Annotated in this window: 10 protein-coding genes; 6 read left to right on the forward strand and 4 right to left on the reverse strand. The window is 20.5% G+C overall.

The genetic code is table 11. The features are described from left to right. The first annotated feature begins 8 nt into the window (after window positions 1-8). Complete coding sequence (gene coaD / locus GII40_RS00630; protein ID WP_226813477.1) at window positions 9-500, forward strand: pantetheine-phosphate adenylyltransferase; 492 nt, start codon at window positions 9-11, stop codon at window positions 498-500. Window positions 501-945: 445 nt separating this feature from the next. On the opposite strand, the gene nrdB is transcribed toward coaD, so the two are convergent. Beyond that, window positions 946-2,076, reverse strand: a complete 1,131-nt coding sequence (gene nrdB / locus GII40_RS00635) for a class Ia ribonucleoside-diphosphate reductase subunit beta (RefSeq protein WP_226813478.1) — start codon at window positions 2,074-2,076, stop codon at window positions 946-948. Window positions 2,077-2,268: 192 nt separating this feature from the next. Further along, window positions 2,269-4,560 carry a class 1a ribonucleoside-diphosphate reductase subunit alpha gene (nrdA, locus tag GII40_RS00640; protein WP_226813479.1) on the reverse strand — a complete coding sequence of 764 codons (2,292 nt, stop codon included), beginning with the start codon at window positions 4,558-4,560 and terminating at the stop codon, window positions 2,269-2,271. A 2,004-nt stretch (window positions 4,561-6,564) separates the two neighbouring features. Between nrdA and dnaQ the strand changes: the two genes are divergently transcribed. The 5 genes from dnaQ (at window position 6,565) to folA (ending at window position 15,789) form a co-directional block, all read left to right on the forward strand. After that, complete coding sequence (gene dnaQ, locus GII40_RS00645) at window positions 6,565-7,293, forward strand: DNA polymerase III subunit epsilon (protein WP_226813615.1); 729 nt, start codon at window positions 6,565-6,567, stop codon at window positions 7,291-7,293. A gap of 1,100 nt (window positions 7,294-8,393) precedes the next feature. Further along, on the forward strand, window positions 8,394-9,017 hold the full coding sequence (gene gmk / locus GII40_RS00650) for a guanylate kinase (RefSeq protein WP_226813480.1): 624 nt from the start codon (window positions 8,394-8,396) through the stop codon (window positions 9,015-9,017). A 57-nt stretch (window positions 9,018-9,074) separates the two neighbouring features. Next, on the forward strand, window positions 9,075-9,281 hold the full coding sequence (gene rpoZ / locus GII40_RS00655) for a DNA-directed RNA polymerase subunit omega (RefSeq protein ID WP_226813481.1): 207 nt from the start codon (window positions 9,075-9,077) through the stop codon (window positions 9,279-9,281). A gap of 2,891 nt (window positions 9,282-12,172) precedes the next feature. Next, the gene (gene sbcB, locus GII40_RS00660; protein ID WP_226813482.1) at window positions 12,173-13,606 is read left to right on the forward strand and encodes an exodeoxyribonuclease I; all 1,434 of its coding nucleotides are present in this window, start codon (window positions 12,173-12,175) and stop codon (window positions 13,604-13,606) included. Window positions 13,607-15,342: 1,736 nt separating this feature from the next. Beyond that, complete coding sequence (folA, locus tag GII40_RS00665; protein WP_226813616.1) at window positions 15,343-15,789, forward strand: type 3 dihydrofolate reductase; 447 nt, start codon at window positions 15,343-15,345, stop codon at window positions 15,787-15,789. Between the two features lie 1,325 nt (window positions 15,790-17,114). On the opposite strand, the gene apaH is transcribed toward folA, so the two are convergent. Then, window positions 17,115-17,927: a bis(5'-nucleosyl)-tetraphosphatase (symmetrical) ApaH gene (gene apaH, locus GII40_RS00670; protein WP_226813483.1), complete on the reverse strand. Its 813-nt coding sequence runs from the start codon at window positions 17,925-17,927 to the stop codon at window positions 17,115-17,117. Window positions 17,928-19,159: 1,232 nt separating this feature from the next. Continuing rightward, complete coding sequence (gene rsmA / locus GII40_RS00675) at window positions 19,160-19,966, reverse strand: 16S rRNA (adenine(1518)-N(6)/adenine(1519)-N(6))-dimethyltransferase RsmA (protein WP_226813484.1); 807 nt, start codon at window positions 19,964-19,966, stop codon at window positions 19,160-19,162. Window positions 19,967-21,550: the final 1,584 nt, after the last annotated feature.

Here is a 21,550-nt window from a genome sequence, read left to right on the forward strand (position 1 = left end):
TACAATATATGGATAAACGTGCTATTTATCCTGGGACTTTTGATCCTATTACCAATGGACATCTAGATTTAGTGACTCGAGCAGCTAACATATTTGAATGTGTAATTGTAGCTGTTGCCGCTAGTCCTAATAAAAAAAATATGTTTAATCTAGAAAAGCGAGTATCTTTAGCTACTGATGTTACTACTCATTTGCCTAATGTAAAGGTATTAGGTTTTAGTAATTTAATAATTCATGTTGCTCAACATTATAATATTAATATATTGTTACGGGGATTAAGAGCGGTATCTGATTTTGAATATGAAACGCAACTTGCAAATATGAACCATTATTTAATGCCTACTCTTGAGAGTATCTTTATGATGGCAGCTAAAGAATGGTCGTTTATATCATCATCTTTGGTAAAAGAAATCGCTTATCATGGTGGAAATATCTTACCTTTTGTGCCAGAACAAGTTGCTCAAGAATTATATTTGTTAACAATGCATAAGATTACATAATTTCTTCTGATATATAGTACAAAAAATAAAATTATATTAATTATATGTTATATATAATCTAATAAGAAATATATAGAATATTTTATATAAAAAATAAATTAATCAAGCTATTACAATAGCTATTTTATAATGATAAATATAACTAATTAATATTAAAATTAACTAAATAAATATTACATATAAAAATCCAAATATTACTATATATGGTATTTTGCAGATATATTAATATAATTTTATAAAAAATTAAGCAATAAAAAGTACTAAAATAATGTGAAAACAATCTATATTGTTATATTTTGTACAATCTTATTAGATAAGTCATGCTACTCATTAAATAGCAAGTAAAATATTATTTTGCATAATATTTAATAATTTTTTTAAACGAGATACTGACATCTTGTTCTAGTTGCCAGTACCTTTATGTTATTGATTGTACATAGTATCATTATAGTTTAAAAGAACTAAGATCTTCAATATTTACTTCAGAATCAATTTGGCCAACTAAATAAGAACTTACTTCAACTTCTTGTGGAGCTACTTGAACGTTATCAGATATTAGCCAAGAATTAATCCATGGTATTGGATTAGAATGTATCTGAAAGGGTACATTTAAACCAACTGATTGCATTCTAATGTTAGTTATATATTCAATATACTGACACAATATATCTTCGTTAAGTCCAATCATAGATCCATCACGAAACAAATAATTAGCCCATTCTTTTTCTTGCTCAGCAGCCAGTACAAATAGATCATAGCATTGTTGTTTACATTCAATAGCTATAATAGACATTTCAGGATCGTCTAAACCTAAACGCATTAGATTAAGAATATGCTGAGTACCAGTTAAGTGTAAAGCTTCATCACGTGCTATCAGTTTAATAATTTTTGCATTACCTTCCATTAATTCGCGCTCTGCAAATGCAAAAGAACAAGCAAAACTGACATAAAATCGAATTGCTTCTAGAGCGTTAACACTCATCAAACATAAATATAGTTTCTTTTTTAAATCATGTAGATTAATATTTATAATATTACCGTTAATAGTATGGCTGCCTTCACCTAATAAATGCCAGTAACTACTCATTTCAATTAAATCATCATAGTAGTGAGAAATATCTTTTGCACGTTTAAGTATTTCTGTATTAAGAATAATATCATCAAAAATAATAGTAGGATTATTGACTATATTACGAATAATATGCGTATAAGAACGTGAGTGAATAGTTTCATAAAATGACCATGTTTCCACCCAAGTTTCTAACTCAGGAATAGAATTAATTGGTAACAAAGCAATATTTGGGCTACGACCTTGAATAGAATCTAGCAATGTTTGATATTTTAAGTTGCTAATAAAAATATGTTTTTCGTGTTCAGGTAATGATTGATAGTCAATACGATCGCGAGAAACGTCAATTTCTTCGGGACGCCAAAAGAATGAAAGTTGTTGTTCAATTAATCTTTCGAAAATTTCATGTTTTTGTTGATCATAACGTGATATATTAACTGATTGGCCAAAGAACATTGGTTCAAGCAATTGATTATTTTTGTTATTTGAAAATGTAGTGTACGTCATAAAACGCAGTCCCGTTCCCCTATTATCTTATATGTAAGTTCATGGATTGTATAAAACTAGAATAACTTATTGTTTTTTTATAAAACAATAAATATAATTATTGATATTAATTCAATTGTAGTTGTATTCTATAAAATAAAAAATTTATAATTTATTAGGATTTATTTTGCAATAATGCTTATATTAGTATTCTTAAATATTGCAAGCATCACTTGCACAGTTATTGTGATTTGTATCTATCGTTAAATACAAGTCATTTTGGATATCCTTTGCACCATCACGTGTGTTTTGATAATATAGAGTTTTTACTCCAAATTTATATGCTGTAAGTAAATCTTTTAATAATTGTTTTATTGGAATCTTATTATATGGAAAACGAGAAGGATCGTAGTTAGTATTTGCAGAAATAGACTGATCAATAAATTTTTGCATTAAGCCAATTAATTGTAAATAACCATTATTATTTGGCATATCCCACAGTAATTCATAAGAATCTTTGAGAAGTTCATATTCAGGTACTACCTGACGTAAAATACCATCTTTAGAGGCTTTAATGCTTACATAACCACGTGGAGGCTCAATACCGTTAGTTGCATTAGAAATTTGCGATGAGGTTTCAGATGGCATAAGAGCAGAAAGTGTAGAATTACGTAATCCATATTTTTTTATTTTTTTGCGTAGACTTTCCCAATCATAATGTAAAGGTTCATTGCAAATAGTATTTAAATCTTTTTTATATGTATCAATAGGTAATATACCTTTTGCATAAGTAGTTTGATTAAACCATGAACAAGCTTGTTGTTCTTTAGCAATTTCGTTAGATGCTTTTAATAAGTAATATTGGATTGCTTCAAATGTTTTATGAGTTAAGTTATTAGCGCTACCATCTGAGTAACGTAATCCATGCTTCGCAAGATAGTAAGCATAATTAATTACGCCAATACCTAAAGTTCGACGATTAAGAGCACTACGCTTAGAAGCTATATTAGGATAATCTTGATAGTCAAGCAAGGCATCGAGTGCACGAACTGTTAAAGTAGCTAATTCTTCTAAATCTTCTAATGATTGAATAACACCAAGATTAAATGCAGATAATGTACATAATGCTATTTCACCATTTTGATCATGAATATCTTGTAATGGTTTTGTTGGTAAGGCAATTTCCAAGCATAAATTTGATTGACGTATAGGTGCTATAGCTGGATTAAAGGCGCTATGGGTATTACAATGGTCAACATGTTGGATATATATACGGCCTGTTGAAGTACGTTCTTGCATCATTAAAGAAAATAAATCTACTGCTTTTACTTGTTGTTTGCGAATATTTTTATTAGCTTCGTACTGTATATATAGACGTTCAAATTCATTCTGATCAGCAAAAAAAGCATCGTATAAATTAGGAACATCAGATGGACTAAATAAAGTTATGCATCCGCCTTTAATTAAACGCTGATACATTAAGCGATTTAGTTGAATACCATAGTCTATATGACGTACACGATTACCTTCAATTCCACGGTTATTTTTGAGTACTAATAGACTTTCAGCCTCTAAATGCCATAATGGGTAAAATAATGTTGCAGCTCCACCTCGCACACCACCCTGAGAACATGATTTAACCGCAGTCTGGAAATGCTTGTAAAACGGGATACAGCCAGTATGGAAAGCTTCGCCTCCGCGGATAGGACTACCCAATGCACGTATACGACCAGCATTAATTCCGATACCAGCTCGTTGCGAAACATATTTTACAATCATACTAGAGGTAGCATTGATAGAATTTAAGGTATCATCGCACTCAATGAGAACACAGGAACTAAACTGACGTGTTGGGGTGCGTACTCCAGCCATAATTGGAGTAGGCAATGAAATTTTAAAAGTAGATATTGCATCATAAAATCGTTTTATATAATTCATGCGCTCTTTAGTGGAATAACGAGAAAATAAACATGCAGCAATAAGAATGTATAAGAATTGTGCACTTTCATATATCTTACCAGATACACGATTCTGCACTAAATATTTACCTTCTAATTGTTTTACAGCAGCATAAGAAAAATTCATATCGCGCCAATGATCAATCATCTTATCCATGCAAGCAAAGTCTTCTGGAAGATACTTCTGTAAAAGTAGTGAATCATACTTACCTATATCAACCATTTTTACTACGTGATCATATAATACTGGTGGCGTAAATTGACCATATGCTTTTTTACGTAAGTTAAAAATTGCTAAACGAGCTGCCATATATTGATAATCTGGAGTTTTATGGGATATAAGATCTGCAGCAGCTTTAATAATCGTTTCATGTATGTCCGCAGTACGGATTCCATCATATAACTGAATATGAGAACGCAATTCTACTTGAGAAACTGAAATATTACTTAATCCTTTTGCTGCCCAATTAAGTACACGATGAATTTTATCAATATTAATACGTTCTTTGATTCCGTTACGCTTGGTGACTAATAAATTCTGATTCATAAGGGTATACCTGTCCGTGTGGATCTCATGATTCATTATACAGTAACATGTATTATAATAATTATTTTTTAGTAAATATAGAAATATTATTGTAGTCCATTTATTAACATTTTTTATATTTTATGTTATCAACATAAAATATATTTGTATTGATTTATTATTCATCAATAATATATTGTTATTATCAAGTAGATATAAAGATCGATAATTATAGATTTTTTGAAGTGTAATGTTTATGAAACTTCTAAAGCACTAAATATTAATAACTGCAATAATTTAATAGTATAAAAAATTAAATAACTCTTTTAATAACAATAAAATAATAAATTATTGTTTGTTGTTTACTATAAAATAATTACCTAAAAAATACAATTAATTAATAATTATTATTGCAGTAGTATAATAATCTGATATTAATAATATTATATGTTAAGAATAATTAATTATGTATATAAAATAATTAATAATCTATTATAATAATAAAGATAAATATTAAGATAACATAATTTTTTTTAAATTTAACAACTTTTAAAAATCAATGTTAAATTTATTTAATAATATAATTACATTCTAAATTATATATAATAAATATGCATAAGATTCATTGTATATGCATTTTCAAATATATATATTAGAAATATTTTTTAATAACAGTTTGAATACATTTATTGATAGAGTACGATATACTTAGTATAATACTGTTTGATTTTTAAATACTTGTTAATTGAGTATTAACATATTGTATTTATACTAACAATATTACATAATAATATATACATTAATGTATATATTATTATATAACTTAAGTAACATTATTATATATACTACATATTTTTATGTCTTTTTATTGACTTAGTAATACAAGTATGTATTATTATTTTTATGAATTTAATAAATATGTTGTGGTTTTTTGATATTATATGTCATGTTAAATGAATATTTTATATATCTATATTATATTAATTAAGAATTAACACTTAATAATACAGTAATACACAATACTATTGTGTATATAAATATTATTAAGATATATTTTTATAAAAAGATTATAAAATATTTTTAGCCTGATTATGTGTTGATATGATAAGACTACATTAATTTAGTAAGACTAGATACACTATCAAAAAATTTGTTTAAATAAAATATGGTATTCATAATATAAATAAAATATAATTAATTTAATAATATTAAGATTCAATAATTTGATACATATCAATTTAAATAAAATTTTATTATTAATAATAATAAAATATTTATACAAAATTTAATTTTTTAATAAAATTATTATGTTTAGAAAAAATTAAAAAAAATTTGTAGGTAAATTAATATAATTATTATTTATTATACCTTATAATAATTATTTAATTTTCTTTATTTTAATAACATTCACTACCTTATATTAAATAGGTATTATTTGTTATATAAAATACTTAATTTGTATATCTATCCATTAATATAAAATAAAATATTTAAAATATTATTAAATATTTTATGAATCATTAAGATTGGATTTATTATTACATAATTAACTTATTATGGTTACTTGAATTTTATTATTCAATTCTTAATAATTCTTATATATTGTGTATAGATAATAATTTTTTATATATAAAATATTCATATACAAAATGAAATTATGTTTATAATAAAATAATTACTAATTCATAATAATATATTATTATTGCTATAATAATAAATTGTTATTAATATAATTATGATAATAATTATTAATTAAATATTACTAATTATAATATACTGCATACATACTAACTAAAGTATGTATATTATATATATCTATAAGATTAATAATAGTCTTTATTAATTGCATGTTATTTTAAGTAATAATTAATATCATCAAAGATATTATTTTTAGTATTTTATTTCTTTAATATATTGTAAAATATTATTAGTATAATAATATCGTAAGTAACATTTTATTAAAATATTGTATTCTTAAAAAATTACTTTTTTATTGAAAATAATAATTATTACATTAATGGTATTATTAGCATGAAAATTACTAGACAAATATTTATTGATACAGAAACTACTGGTCTTAATAAAAGAGGTATACCTTATGAAGGACATCGTATCATTGAAATTGGTGCAGTAGAAGTCATTAATCGACGTTTAACCGGTAGTTATTTTCATGTGTATATTCAACCAGATCGTTTGATTGATACCGAGGCTTATAACATTCATGGTATTAGTGATGATTTTTTATTGAATAAGCCAAGATTTTCTGAAATTTCTGATAAATTTTTAAATTTTATTATTGGTGCTGAATTAGTTATTCATAATGCACCATTTGATGTTGGTTTCATAAACTATGAGTTTAATAAACTTAATCGTAATATTCCTAAAATAGAAAGTTTTTGTAATATCACTGATAGTCTAATGATAGCACGTAATTTATTTCCTGGTAAACGTAATAGTCTTGATGCTCTTTGTAGCCGTTATGAAATAGATAATACAAAACGTACTTTGCATGGAGCGTTACTTGACTCTTATATTTTAGTTGATGTTTATTTAGCAATGACAGGAGGACAAACTTCTTTAAAGTTCTCAATAGATAGTAATATACAAAAAACAAAAGTAATAGGTAAAGTAGATGCAAGAGTTAAAAACTTATATCCTTTAAAAGTTATTAAAGCAAATACCCAAGAATTAGCTAATCATGAATGCTGTCTTGATTTAATACAAGAAAAAAACTGTTTATGGAGAATGAAATAACATTATTATGGATAATGATGTTAAAAAAATAAAAATGAAATTTTTTAAAAAAATAATTATTATTTTATTATTAATAAATAATGATTTTTCATATTAGTATAATTAATTACATTATAATTTGAAATAATATATCAAAACACTCTTACTGATTAAATAATATATTAAATTTATAAGAATTTAATAACATTGATTATAATGTATTTATTTCTTATAAATTTAATATTTTATATTTTAATTCTTATTATTTTTTACATTTATTTAACTAGTAATAATAACCAATAAAAAATAATAGTTATTTTGATATAAAATAAATAAATATTGCTTATTCATTGTGTAAAGTTTATTAAAATTGAATTGAATAATTAATATAAAATAATTTTTTAAATAAGACTGGTTATGTATGTATCACATATAAATTTTTTTTAAAAAAATAAGTATTATTTTTGAATAAATTGAATTATAAAATAATATTCCATATTATATAGAACATATAATGATAAAAAATATCATAGTATATAAATGTATGTTGGAAATATAAATAAGTTAAAAAAATATTATAACTAATATATAATAAATTTTTTAAATTAATAATTTAATATAATACTTTTATATAAAGTATAAAAATTATTTTTAATAAATTGTTAAATGAGTATTTATTGTAAACAGTGTAATATTAAATTTAATGATAATCATCAATATTATTGATGATCATATACATATAATAAATTATTATTAATTGCTTAGTATATAAAATGTATTAAATTAATTAACAATAATATTGTTACTAATTATATGAATATAGATTATATGTCATATTAGTTATATTGCATATTGTATGAATATAATGATAAAATTTAAGTCAATCATCATCGATCATTATATATTGATGAGCTAGTTATTATTCTCAGTAATAAATCATTAAAATAAATTAAGAATTAAATAGTATTTTTAAAATATTTATATATGATTTATGAAATAATAAATTTAAATATTTAAAATTTTAAAAAATACTTGCATACAACAGTTATTATATATGATATAATAAAATTTATCTTCTAGTTATTTTTAAAATATTCACGATATTAATAAAATTAATTTATATGGTTTTAGGTATGCTTTATATTCTCTCTGCTCCTAGCGGAGCAGGAAAAACTAGCCTAATTCAGGCATTATTAAAAAATAAAATGTTTTACGATTTGAAAGTAGCTATTTCTCATACTACTCGTACCAAACGACCCAGTGAAAATCATGCTGAGCATTACTATTTTATTTCTCATGATGAATTTTATCAAATGATTAAAAAAAATGCTTTTATAGAATATGTAAAAGTATTTGATGACTATTACGGTACATCTTATCAATCAATTGAACAAATTATATCAAAGGGGATGGATGTTTTTCTTGATATAGATTGGCAAGGAGCACAACAAATTTATAAAAAAAAAATGCAAGCCTGTAGTATTTTTATACTGCCTCCTTCAAAAGAAGCATTAAATTATCGTCTTCTCAGTCGTGGCCAAGATAGTAATGCCACTATTTCAAAACGTATGGTACATGCTGTATCTGAAATGATGCATTATGTCGAATATGACTACCTTATTGTAAATAATGAATTTGATATTGCTTTATTAGATTTAAAAACAATTATCTGTGGTGAGCGTCTTCGTTTAAACAATCAGATAATAAGACATGAACAATTAATTGCCGCATTACTAACACACTAAATATACTTTTAGTATTGTATGTTTAGTTGTGTAGTCATATATGGAGTAATAAATGTTATGGCACGTGTTACTGTTCAAAATGCTGTAGAAAAAATTGGTAATCGTTTTGATTTAGTATTAGTTGCAGCTCGTAGAGCACGTCAAATGCAATTTGATAAAAAAGATGTATCAATAACAGAAGAACATGATAAATATACTGTAATTGCACTTCGTGAAATTGAAGAAGGATTAATTAATAATCATATATTAGATTTTCATGAATAACAAGAAACTATAAATATATAAACAATTAATATGATTGCTGATAATATGAGTTAATTAAAACGCTCTATTTATATTTATTTAAATTATTTTATATATAGATTATTGATTAAAAAATATACAATATAATAATAATATTATTATATATTCTGTATTAATATATGAAATACAAATATATTTTAATAGTTAATATACTAGTATATATTCATGTATATTATATTAGTATTTTATGTATGCTAATAAAAATAATTATTTTAGTCTGAATAATACAAATGATTTTGTCAAATCATATAATTAAAAAATACATTTAACAAAATCATAGCAAAGTATAAAACAAATTTTATAAACATATTATACAAATATCTTGTATAGTATATTCAAAAGTAATAATTATAAATTATAATAATCACACAATATTAAATAAATAATTTTCTTAGAAAAATATCTAGTAATATTAGAAGACATAAAGTAAATTTTTATTGAATTAATTTAATAAAATTAAAATAATATACATTATAAAAAATTATTTCTTAATTAATATAGTCTAATTATCTGTAAATGTTTAATTATATTATTTATTAATGTATTTTTTTATTCATTTATTAACCATCAACTATCAATAATTTCTAAAAGCTATAAAATTAATATTTATTATCTCATTGCAAGACAGTAGATATTTTATATAAAAATTAAAAAATACTTTCTAGTAAATACTTCTACCAAGAATTTAAATATTAACCCTATAAAAGATATAAATAAATTATTAGATTAAATATAAATTTTTATATTATATATAACATATATTTTTACTATATTTGCAATATATACTATTCATATAATACTTTATTAATAATATTTTTGATTATTAATAAATATATTAATTCTTAAAACAAATATAAATATTTTTATATATAATATATATAATATAAGACTGTAAATAAAATTTTTATATACTTTATAATAATATTCTATAAATAAAAATGTACATTATAAAAGAATTATATATTCATGCATTATCACATAAAATTTATGTACTTATTACTCAATAAGTATTACGATTAAATTACTAATAGATACATTATATAATGTTATTCCGTATGTACATGATAATAAAATATTTCAAGAACTATTGGAATTAATATTATATAAGAGCATTTATTCTAAATAACTAAAAAGTTATCTGCAAAACTTTGTTATAATTTACTATATACTAAAATTTCATAAGATTATCATATTTACTTGTAAGTATCATTTAGTTCATGTTAAACATAGTAATCAATTAAAGTTACTTAATAATATCTTACAAGATATAGATTAAATAATATAGAATAAATTTTATTCAGTTAATCAAGTACAATCAAAATAATATTTGTATAAGTATATTTAATATTTTATAAAAATTTTTTATAAATATAACTCATGTATACTGGTATTATAATTAAAATACGCGAACTATTTACTACTAATGTTAATAAAATCTTTTTATTCAAAGATAACTTGTTTATCTTGAGCTAATAAGTTATTACGCATTTAAATTCTTTGTATAATGTATTAATATATTTTAATACTATATATTTTATATGTATCAAATAATTTATATGTTATATAAAAAATACAATATTAAGTATAATGATATTTATATGATAAATATCATTAATTTTATTAAAAAAATTTATTTATAATAAACGTAAAGTATTTAAAAACAAATTTATTATAACAATGAATTTTCTTAAAAAATATATTTATATATTATAAAGAATATATTAAAATTATTCTATTTATAATAGATATATATGTAAGTAATTAATTAAATTTGGTTAAATAATATATTATGATTTATAATCAATAATTAATATTAGTTAATGTTTTTCTTGTGAAATCATAATAATAAATATTATTAATATCTAGTTAATAATACAAAATTTTAAATTAAAACAATGATTATTATATATTTTATATACTTAATACGTGTCAAAATCATTATTTGAAATAACGATAATATTTCAAGTACATTCTAATATCATTATATAATGATATAGTTTTACTAAAATATAAAATATTTTGTAAAATTGTAGTAGATATTTTATCATCATATATGATTAATTTTTTTAAAAATTTTATTATCTCTAATGATAATATATAAAAATATTACTTAATCACTTATTTTATATATATTAAGTTTTATATACAAAAGAGTATCTTTAGTAAGATTTTTATTATGCGTAATATTTTGAGAAAATATTTATAAAAAATTTAATAAATACATTACAGATACAATATATAAATATTTTTATTTATATGATATCGTTTATTAATTATTTTATGATATAGGTCAAAAAATATAAAAAATATATAAATAATAATTTTTATAATTTTATAAAAAATACTTAATTATTTAATCAATATTATTTTAACTAAAAATATTGATATAAAATCAATAACAATATTAATTCTTACATATATTATTTAGGTATTTTATTATATGTTGTAGTATAAATAGTAAAAAAATATAATTTATATGATTTATCTAAAGATATATAATAAAAAATAAAATAATTTAATGATTTATATAAAAATAATATTTTTAATACTCTCTAAAATTATTCTATATTTAATCTTGTATAAAAGATGTGATTTTTTACTATCAAAACTATTTCAATAATATCTATTTTTATAAAAAATTAAACAGTAATTATAAATTACTTTATATATAAATAAATAAAAATTTATTTATTATATCAATAATTACATTGCTTACAATAAATTAATATTTTACTATTATACTTATACTCTGTAGTAAAGATTAAAAATTAAAACATTAATATATAAACTCTAATAAGTATTACTATAACAATATACACGCAATTCATGTATCATAAGGATATTCTTTTATTGTGAAACAAACCACACAACAAAATACTTTTCTTATTCATGATTATGAAACTTTTGGACAAAATCCTGCGCTAGATTTACCTGCACAATTTGCAGGCGTACGCACTGATTCTAATTTTAATATTATTGAAGAACCTTTAATATTATACTGTCGTCCAGCAGATGATTATTTACCTCAACCAGAAGCCGTAATAATTACTGGTATTACACCTCAGTTTGCTTTATTGAATGGAATCAATGAGGCAGAATTTGCACGGCAAATTAATCGTATCTTTAGTGTACCTGGTACCTGTATTATGGGTTACAATAATATTGTTTTTGATGATGAAGTTAGTCGTAATATTTTTTATCGTAATTTTTATGATCCTTATGCTTATAGCTGGCAGAATGGTAATTCTCGTTGGGATTTAATTAAAGTTTTGCGTGCTTGTTATTCTTTACGTCCTGAAGGTATTAACTGGCCATTGAATGAGCAAGGATTACCAAGTTTTAAGCTAGAGGCTTTATCTAAATATAATAATATTCAACATAATAATGCTCATAATGCTATATCTGATGTATATGCTACTATTGCACTTGCAAGGTTAGTTAAATTAGCTCAGCCTAGATTATTTAACTATTTATTTCAGTTAAGAAGTAAGCATAAACTTTTTAAGTTATTTGATATAATAGATATGAAGCCTTTAATACATATTTCTAGCATGTTTGGCGTTATTAAAAATAATACCAGTTTAGTGGTTGCACTAGCAAAACACCCTACAGATAAAAATACTGTTATTATATGTGATCTTGCTGGAGATGTCTCTTTATTATTTAAGTTAGATGTAAACGGATTACGTGAGCGTCTCTATAAACGACATAGTGAACTATATTTAGACCAATTATCTCCTCTACCTATTAAGTTAGTACATTTAAATCAATGTCCGATATTAGTTCCTGAGTATACTTTACGTGCTAAAGATTATCTACGTCTTGGTTTAGATCGTCAGCAATGTATGAATAACTTAAAATATTTACAAAATCATCCTTGGGTAAGTGAAAAAATTATTACTGTTTTTACACATGCTAAGCCTTTAAAAATTACAGATAATGTAGACGCTCAACTTTATAATGGATTCTTTAATTATTCTGATCAAAAAGCAATGCAAATTATTCGTAAAACTTTACCGCATAATTTATCAAATCTATCTCTTAAAGTAAAAGATAAACGTATTTTATCTTTATTATTTCGTTATCGAGCACGTAACTTCCAAAATACTCTTACTTCTCATGAATATAATATTTGGCAATTACATCGTCAAATAATATTAAATCCTGAAAAAATAAAAATGTATACTTTAAAACTAAAAAAACTATATTTTTTTTATAAAAAAGAAACTGAAAAAACAACTAAATTAAAAGAATTATTTAAGTATATGAGACAGTTAATTAATTAATATAATTTACATTATAATCATTAAATATATTACTGATATTTTCTATCTAAATAAATTATAACAATAAATTATTATAATTTCTTATTTAAAGAGATTTTTATGATTATTTATAATAACAAAAGTAATTTGATTGATTATATTATAGAAATTTTTTATATTTATATGCTAAATACTTTTTATTTAATGAATAAATTAAATTAATTTTTAGATCTCTTGAATAATTAAGTAAACTATATTTTTCTAAAAAATCTCTTACTATCATTCGTATGATAGAAAAATATTAGAACGGTATATTACAATTAGATAATAAAATATGTATTATCTTATATGTGAGATGCGTAACTAAAATACAGTGATAAATGATATAGTTAATAGTTGCTAAATTTTTGTTTATTTCAGATAAGTATCTTTCCCTGCCCTAATTATATAAAATTTTTCAATAAAAAACATTAATATTACAAGGATCAGTGCTAATTAACAATATCTTGTTAGTTTTTTAGTTTATATGTACTACTATCTTTTATATCCTTAAATTAAGATAAAAATAAAAAGTATAAAAATCTCAGAATCTATTAATAGGAGTATAAGACCTGTTATAGCTAACATTAAAGAAAAGTAACGATCATTGTAATATTATTATAAATATAAAAGATAAAATAATCAATATATCATCTGAAAAACTAATAAAACTAAAATATTTTAACTAATTTATAATAGCGTATATTTGCTCGAATATTGAGTATAATTAATTAAATATAAATAAATCCCTGTTATCTAATAGTAAAATAAAAATAATTGTTAATAGAATAAATCAATATCTTCGGTTAATTATATTAGAAAATATTTACAATATATTTAATAGATATTGATTGTATAATTATTACATCTAGATAAAAAAATAGTTTATTGTTATGGAAGAAAAATTTTTATAGAATATTACTTGATATAATTGTAATTAGTAATTATCATCTTATAAGATACTCTTACATAATTACATGTAAAATAATTCAAAATAGATAATTTTGCTATATTATATATATTTAATAATTTTCTACTAATTCAATGATTATAATATCATTTTAGTAAATGAAATATTTAAAATCTTAAGAATAAGAAAACATAATATATTAATTTATACTTTGCTGATTTCATATATATTAAGAATAATATTTATTATATTGTAATATTTAATTATTTTAGATCATTACAAATAATTTTATATAAAATGATATACATTCTATAAATATAGAATATTTGTTATTATTTAATAATTAAATTATAGACCATAATAACATTATTTATTTTATTTATACATAATTATTAAATAATACTTGACATGCTGTATTAACTAATAATATAAAAAATTATATTTATAATATTTTAAAATAATTGTATAATTAAAGATATAATATATTAAAATATTGCTTATGATTAATCTATTAATTTTTTATTATTTTTGTGAAAAATTTTTATATTCATGCAATAAAAAATATTTTTTTATAAAGATCTCGTAATTGGTTGTAATTCGTTATATATTATATAAATCTATTTATAGATAATAGTAATATATATAAAATTTTTTGTAATTTTATTTTATTAATTGCACATATAGATGTTATATATGTTATTGTGTTATAATGATTAATTTTTTATTGTATATATAATCTTATCTTTGATAAAGAGGTCTTAATATTCTTAATATTAGTATTATTGCCGCTCTTACAATAGATCGTATTATTGGTAATAATAATAAGCTACCATGGCATTTACCAGCTGATCTTGCATGGTTTAAGCGCAATACAATCAATAAAACGGTAATTATGGGACGTAAAACTTTTGAATCTATCGGACATCCCTTATTACAACGTCATAATATTATATTAAGCCGTCAACCTGGCCAAGATAAACGTGTTACTTGGGTAATGTCACCTGAAGATGCTATTCTTGCTGCTAGGCAAGAAAAAATATTTATTATTGGTGGTGGTAGTATATTTTTTCATTTTATGCCATTAGTTCAATATATGTATTTGACTTATATTAATGCTAAAATAAATGGAGATACATATTTTCCATGCTACGAATTAAATGACTGGGAAATTAAATTTATTAAATTTCATAATGCTGATAAAATTAATAATTATAGTTATTATTTTAAAATTCTAAAAAAACGTTTTAAATATTAAATAATATTATTAATATTTATATTATTATTAATGTCTATTTTATTTAAAATAATCATGAAAATATGTTATTAATGTAATTATATATTATTTGTATAAATAAGCATATTTACATAGTTAAGTATAAAACTTTAGTTTTCTCAATTTGATTATTAGTAATATAAAATAGTAGATAAATAGATATTATTTAATAATATAAAATATTATATAATACATACAAGAATGTATTGATATTTTACATACTAAAAATATAAAATATATTTATTTTATAACAATTAAATAATAATTAGCATACTACTAGTTAATTATATATTATTTAGTTATTTACCTTGTATTGCTTATTTTTAGTGATTTACATAATATATAAGTTATTATAGTAATTATCTTTTAACTTAATTTATTCATAAATATTAGGTATTATACTAAAATATATAAAGTTAAAAATTATTATTTTATATAATATGATAACATTAATAAACAATACATATACATTTATATTAATAATTAATACGTAAATATAACTTAAATAATATTATTAATAGTTAGTATTATTATATAGATTATTAATAGTATTTATGTATACATAGTTATTAAAATATATGTATATTATATTTTATAAGAAAATATTAACATTATCTCGATATGAAATAATAAGTTAGGTATATAGTAATAATTAAATTTTTTCATATAAATCTTTAACATATAGCTTTTAAAAAGTAATAAAGTGATGCATTCTTGCAATTATAAATATTAACAATACTTTTGATATAAATACTATTATACTGTTTTTAATTTTATAATACAATGTTATACATGTATAATAAATTAATATTTGAGCATTATCAATGAATATTATGTATTTATAGATTCAATAATTAATGCAATAAATGACTAATTAAGATAAAGTATCTTTCTTGAAAGATATTCTAATAGTTTTTAAATTATTTTTTAAAAAATAGAAATATAATTACTGAATTTATTATTGTCTCAAGCAAAAAAATTAAATTGTAAGTTATTATCAACCAGAACAAAAATAACAATAAAATGTAAATTAATTTAATTTTTATAGTATTTTAAAATACAAATTTACTATTAATATTACTTAATTATTTAGTATAATTATTGATAATATTTAATATAGCTAACTATAAAAAAATCTTTTATAAAAAATAACTTATTATATTCATAATCCATTAATTTTAATTGCATGTATTGTACTAGAACTTTAGATATATTATAAAGTAATAATATATTATGATATATCATGTTCAAACTATTTTTATAAATACAATTAATAAACTTTTTTGTATATAAAATTTTTTCTTAATCTAGAAACATGGCTGAGTGAAATATTGTTTATCTTCCCATCGTAATAAAGTTAAGTTACCACCCCAGCAACAACCAGTATCGAGTGCATATATTAATGATGGTGTTTTAGTGCCTGCTAATGATGCCCAATGACCAAAGATAATAGCATACTGATTATCTAGCACTTTATTAGGCAAAGAAAACCATGGTTTCAGTGGTGCAGGAGTTTTTTCGGGGACATCTTTACATATCATATCTAGTTGTCCATTGGGAAAACAGTAGCGCATATGTGTAAGCGCATTAATAGCAAAACGTAGTCGATCAAGATAAGTAAGATTATTAGACCAGTTATTAGATTTATTATTGTACATATTATTCAATAATAATTGATAATTATTGCTACTTAAAATAGCTTCAATTTCATTTGCACACATTTGTGCAATCTCAATATTCCACTGAGGGCTAATACCAGCGTGTGTCATGACTATTTTATATTTATTATCAATCTGAAGCATTGGTTGGCAACGTAACCAATTAATTAAAATATCAACATCAGGAGCAATTAATAACTGATTAATGTTATATTTAGGATCATTATCTTTAATGCCTTTATAAATAGCTAAAAGATGTAAATCATGATTACCAAGTACCATGCGTACACTATGTCCTAGTGATTTAATGTAACGTAGTACTTCTACAGAATTGGGACCACGACCTACTAAGTCTCCAGTTATCCAAAGGGTATCTTTAAGAGGATTAAACGCGACCTGTATTAATAAAGAACGTAATTCTTTATAACATCCATGAATATCACCTATTAATAATATAGACATTATAACCTTTTTTTAATAAGAACAGTTAACTAAAATATATAATATTGATATATCTTAATAAAGATTATATATAATAGTGTATAATTTTTATAAATTAATAGACTTATATTAATTTATTATAAAATAATAATTAAATATAACTCATAATTATTATATTTTATTATTACACAATCTTTAGGTAAAAATAATTTATTATTATACCATCATACTGAGGTATTATAAAGTATACAACTCTCATATCAATAATTTTATCATTAATAATGAAATAATTGTATGTTATTTTTGAAAAAATATATAATACACATTATGTTATTATATTTATGATAATTATATAATTATTGATTAAAAAATTAGATAAATAAGACCAATATAATTATTATAAAATAAATGCAGTTAATATTTTTAATGATTTTAAAAAAATCAATATATTATAGATAATGTAATTTATTTACATGTATAAAATTATTTATTACCAAGTAAATATTTTGTAATCAAATATTTTAATAAAATTAAATTATTTATTAATAAAAAAATATATAGCATGATATGAAGATTAATATTTTTTTAAGAATGATAATTTAAGCAATGATTTTCAAAAAAATAAATTTTAATAAAAAGTCATATTTATTAAATTTATCCTTAATTATATATTACTTTCTGAAGGAAGAATTACTTTTATGAAAAATATTATGTGTATTTGCTATTATTTATTATAATAGTTACTACGCTCAGTACGTTTACTATTGTAGTTGCAAGATGCATAATAAGTATTATAAATAATTAAACTTAAATAATATGATTGATATTTATATATAAATATTAACTATTAAGAAACTATAAAAATATAGAGTAATTCAAAGAATATACTAACATATAACTTTATGAGATAATAAATAAATCATCAAGCTTTTTATTAATTATAATAATATATTTATTATTCATATAATAAATTGTAGATCGTTTTTATTTAATATAATTACTAATAAAAATATATTATATGCAATAATATATTTATGATAATTAATAAATTATTTATTTTTATAGAAAATTTATATTAAGTTATTTAATAATTCATTATCAGATAATACCTCAAGTATATTTATTTAAAATAATATAAAATATATTATGTATGATATACCAATAATATTAAACATATTTTCTAGGTTTCTAGAAGGTATATATTATTATTTAATACATTAAAATAATTATTATTAGTATAATGAATTTTTTGGTTATTGCTTATAAAGCCAATTTGCTAATTTGCAATAGTCCTTTATAGAGAGATTCTCTGCACGTTGAAAAGGATCTATTTCTAGTTTAGTTAATTGTTTAGGGGTAAATAATGTACTTAAACTATTGCGCACAATTTTTCGACGTTGATTAAAAGCTATTTTAGTAATTTGACTAAGCAATCTTATATCTTTTACTGGATTAGGAATTATTGCATGCGGGATAAGTCTAACAAAAGTTGATTCAACTTTTGGAGATGGTTGAAATGCTTGTGGTGATACTTCTAATAATGGGGTCACTTGACAATAATATTGAGTTATTACGGTCAAACGACTATAATCTTTGTTATTTGGAATAGCTATTAAACGGTTTACTACTTCTTTTTGTAACATAAAATGTAAATCTTTAATAACATGAATATAGGTAAAAATATGAAATAATAAAGGAGTCGAAATATTATATGGAAGACTACCAAATATGCGTAACATTTGTCCTATTTCACTCGATAATTCATTAAAGTTTACAGTCATAGCATCTTGCTGGCGAATATTTAATTTGTAGTTTATATCGGAATACTTTAATAATTGCTGAATAAGATCTCGATCAATCTCTATAATTGTAATTTTATCTATCATATTCGTAATAGGTTTAGTTAAAGCTCCTAAACCCGACCCTATTTCTACCATAGCTTGATTTTTCATTGGTTGAATAGCTGATACGATGTTATTAATTACATATTGATCTATTAAAAAATTTTGTCCATAACGTTTGCGGTATTTATGGTATTGGTAAGATATATTATTATTCATTATAATTATTGATTTTTTATATTAAGACTATATGTTATTATATATTTATTTATCATATAATTATATACTTAAATAAGTATTTTAGTACATAAATCTGTAATATTTAATTGATAATGAGTGAAGAAAACTATATAATAATGTAAATAATTATTTAGTAAATTATCAATAATTATAAAAACTTATAATAAATATTATTATATTTGGTATATATATTTTTAGAAAAAATATAAAATAAATATTTATTTATCTATATATTTTGATTGTTTTATTTAAAATGACTTATCATCTAATATTTATTATTAGTTTTTTTAAAAAAATTATCTATAAACGCACTTATTAAATTTATATCAGTAAATAAATATACTAGGTTATTTATGATATTTTAAAAATTATTTAATAAAGTAAGACAAGTAGCAATAAATTATTTTATTATATCAACAACGATTTTGTATTTAAGTTATTTTTAATTGTATACAATCCTGTAACGCCGATAAAAAATAAATTTATATTTTATCTCTAAAATATAAATTTTATTTAACTATATGTTATATTAGTTAATAACTGTCTTTTAACTTATAATTAATATTATCAGTTACTTAACTATTTTAGATAAGTGTAATATATTATTTATTACATAACTTCTTTAATAGAAAAATTACTGTTTTTATGATTATCAAATCTAACATTCATTAAAAAATATTTTATTTTAGTATTGTGTTGTTATTTTTATATAAATATATATTAATAATAGTATATTTACATTTTTAATATAAGATTCATTTTTCATTTTTTAATATATATTTCTAGTAATTTAGAATTTTGTAATCTGATATTATGTTTATATATCAGTATATATAAAAATATTATTAACTAAATTATTAATACATGTAATAATATTTTATATAATGTTTAATATTAAACTATTTCTTATTAATTAGTTAATGTATTTTTTACTAAAGTATTTAATATTTTTTGATAAATAATTATATTATTTATTATAAATAATAATTGCACTATAATAATTTATATATATTATTTAGATTACTGTTAATAATATAATTTAAATACGATAAATATAATTTATATGCTCTTAATATTTACGTAATATTTATAAATAAATATAACATTACTATTAATAAAAAACTTTTTTAATACCAAGTATGAAATATATATATTATATAATTTTTTAAAGAAAAACCTTTCTTATATTATTATACCTTTAATTTTATTCATAATATAATAAAAAATTATTTCATTTATTCAAAATAAAATAAATAAAAATATTTTTTATATTTATAGTCTATAATTTTATTATATATTATTGATTGTAAATCATCTATTTTAAAAAATTTTTGTTAAAAAATAGTATATTTATAATAAATTAATTTTTTTAAAGTAGAGAAATTATTAATAATAAATTAAACATTATTCATTTAAGAACTATATTAGTTACATATTAATAATTGATTATTTGTAATGATTCAAATACTATAAACTAATATTTTAGTTTAAAAGATTAAATATCATAAAGTATTTTAAAATTAATTTATTAAAATATTAATACAATATTTAAAGCAATAAACA

The sequence above is a fragment of the Candidatus Profftia lariciata genome (assembly GCF_020541265.1).
In the GTDB taxonomy this organism is placed as follows: Bacteria; Pseudomonadota; Gammaproteobacteria; order Enterobacterales; family Enterobacteriaceae; genus Profftia; species Profftia lariciata.

Coding starts and splice junctions, on each gene's coding strand:
- coaD (WP_226813477.1), top strand. CDS start 9: ATGGATAAACGTGCTATTTATCCTGGGACTTTTGATCCTATTACCAAT.
- nrdB (WP_226813478.1), bottom strand. CDS start 2,076: ATGACGTACACTACATTTTCAAATAACAAAAATAATCAATTGCTTGAA.
- nrdA (WP_226813479.1), bottom strand. CDS start 4,560: ATGAATCAGAATTTATTAGTCACCAAGCGTAACGGAATCAAAGAACGT.
- gmk (WP_226813480.1), top strand. CDS start 8,394: ATGGTTTTAGGTATGCTTTATATTCTCTCTGCTCCTAGCGGAGCAGGA.
- rpoZ (WP_226813481.1), top strand. CDS start 9,075: ATGGCACGTGTTACTGTTCAAAATGCTGTAGAAAAAATTGGTAATCGT.
- apaH (WP_226813483.1), bottom strand. CDS start 17,927: ATGTCTATATTATTAATAGGTGATATTCATGGATGTTATAAAGAATTA.
- rsmA (WP_226813484.1), bottom strand. CDS start 19,966: ATGAATAATAATATATCTTACCAATACCATAAATACCGCAAACGTTAT.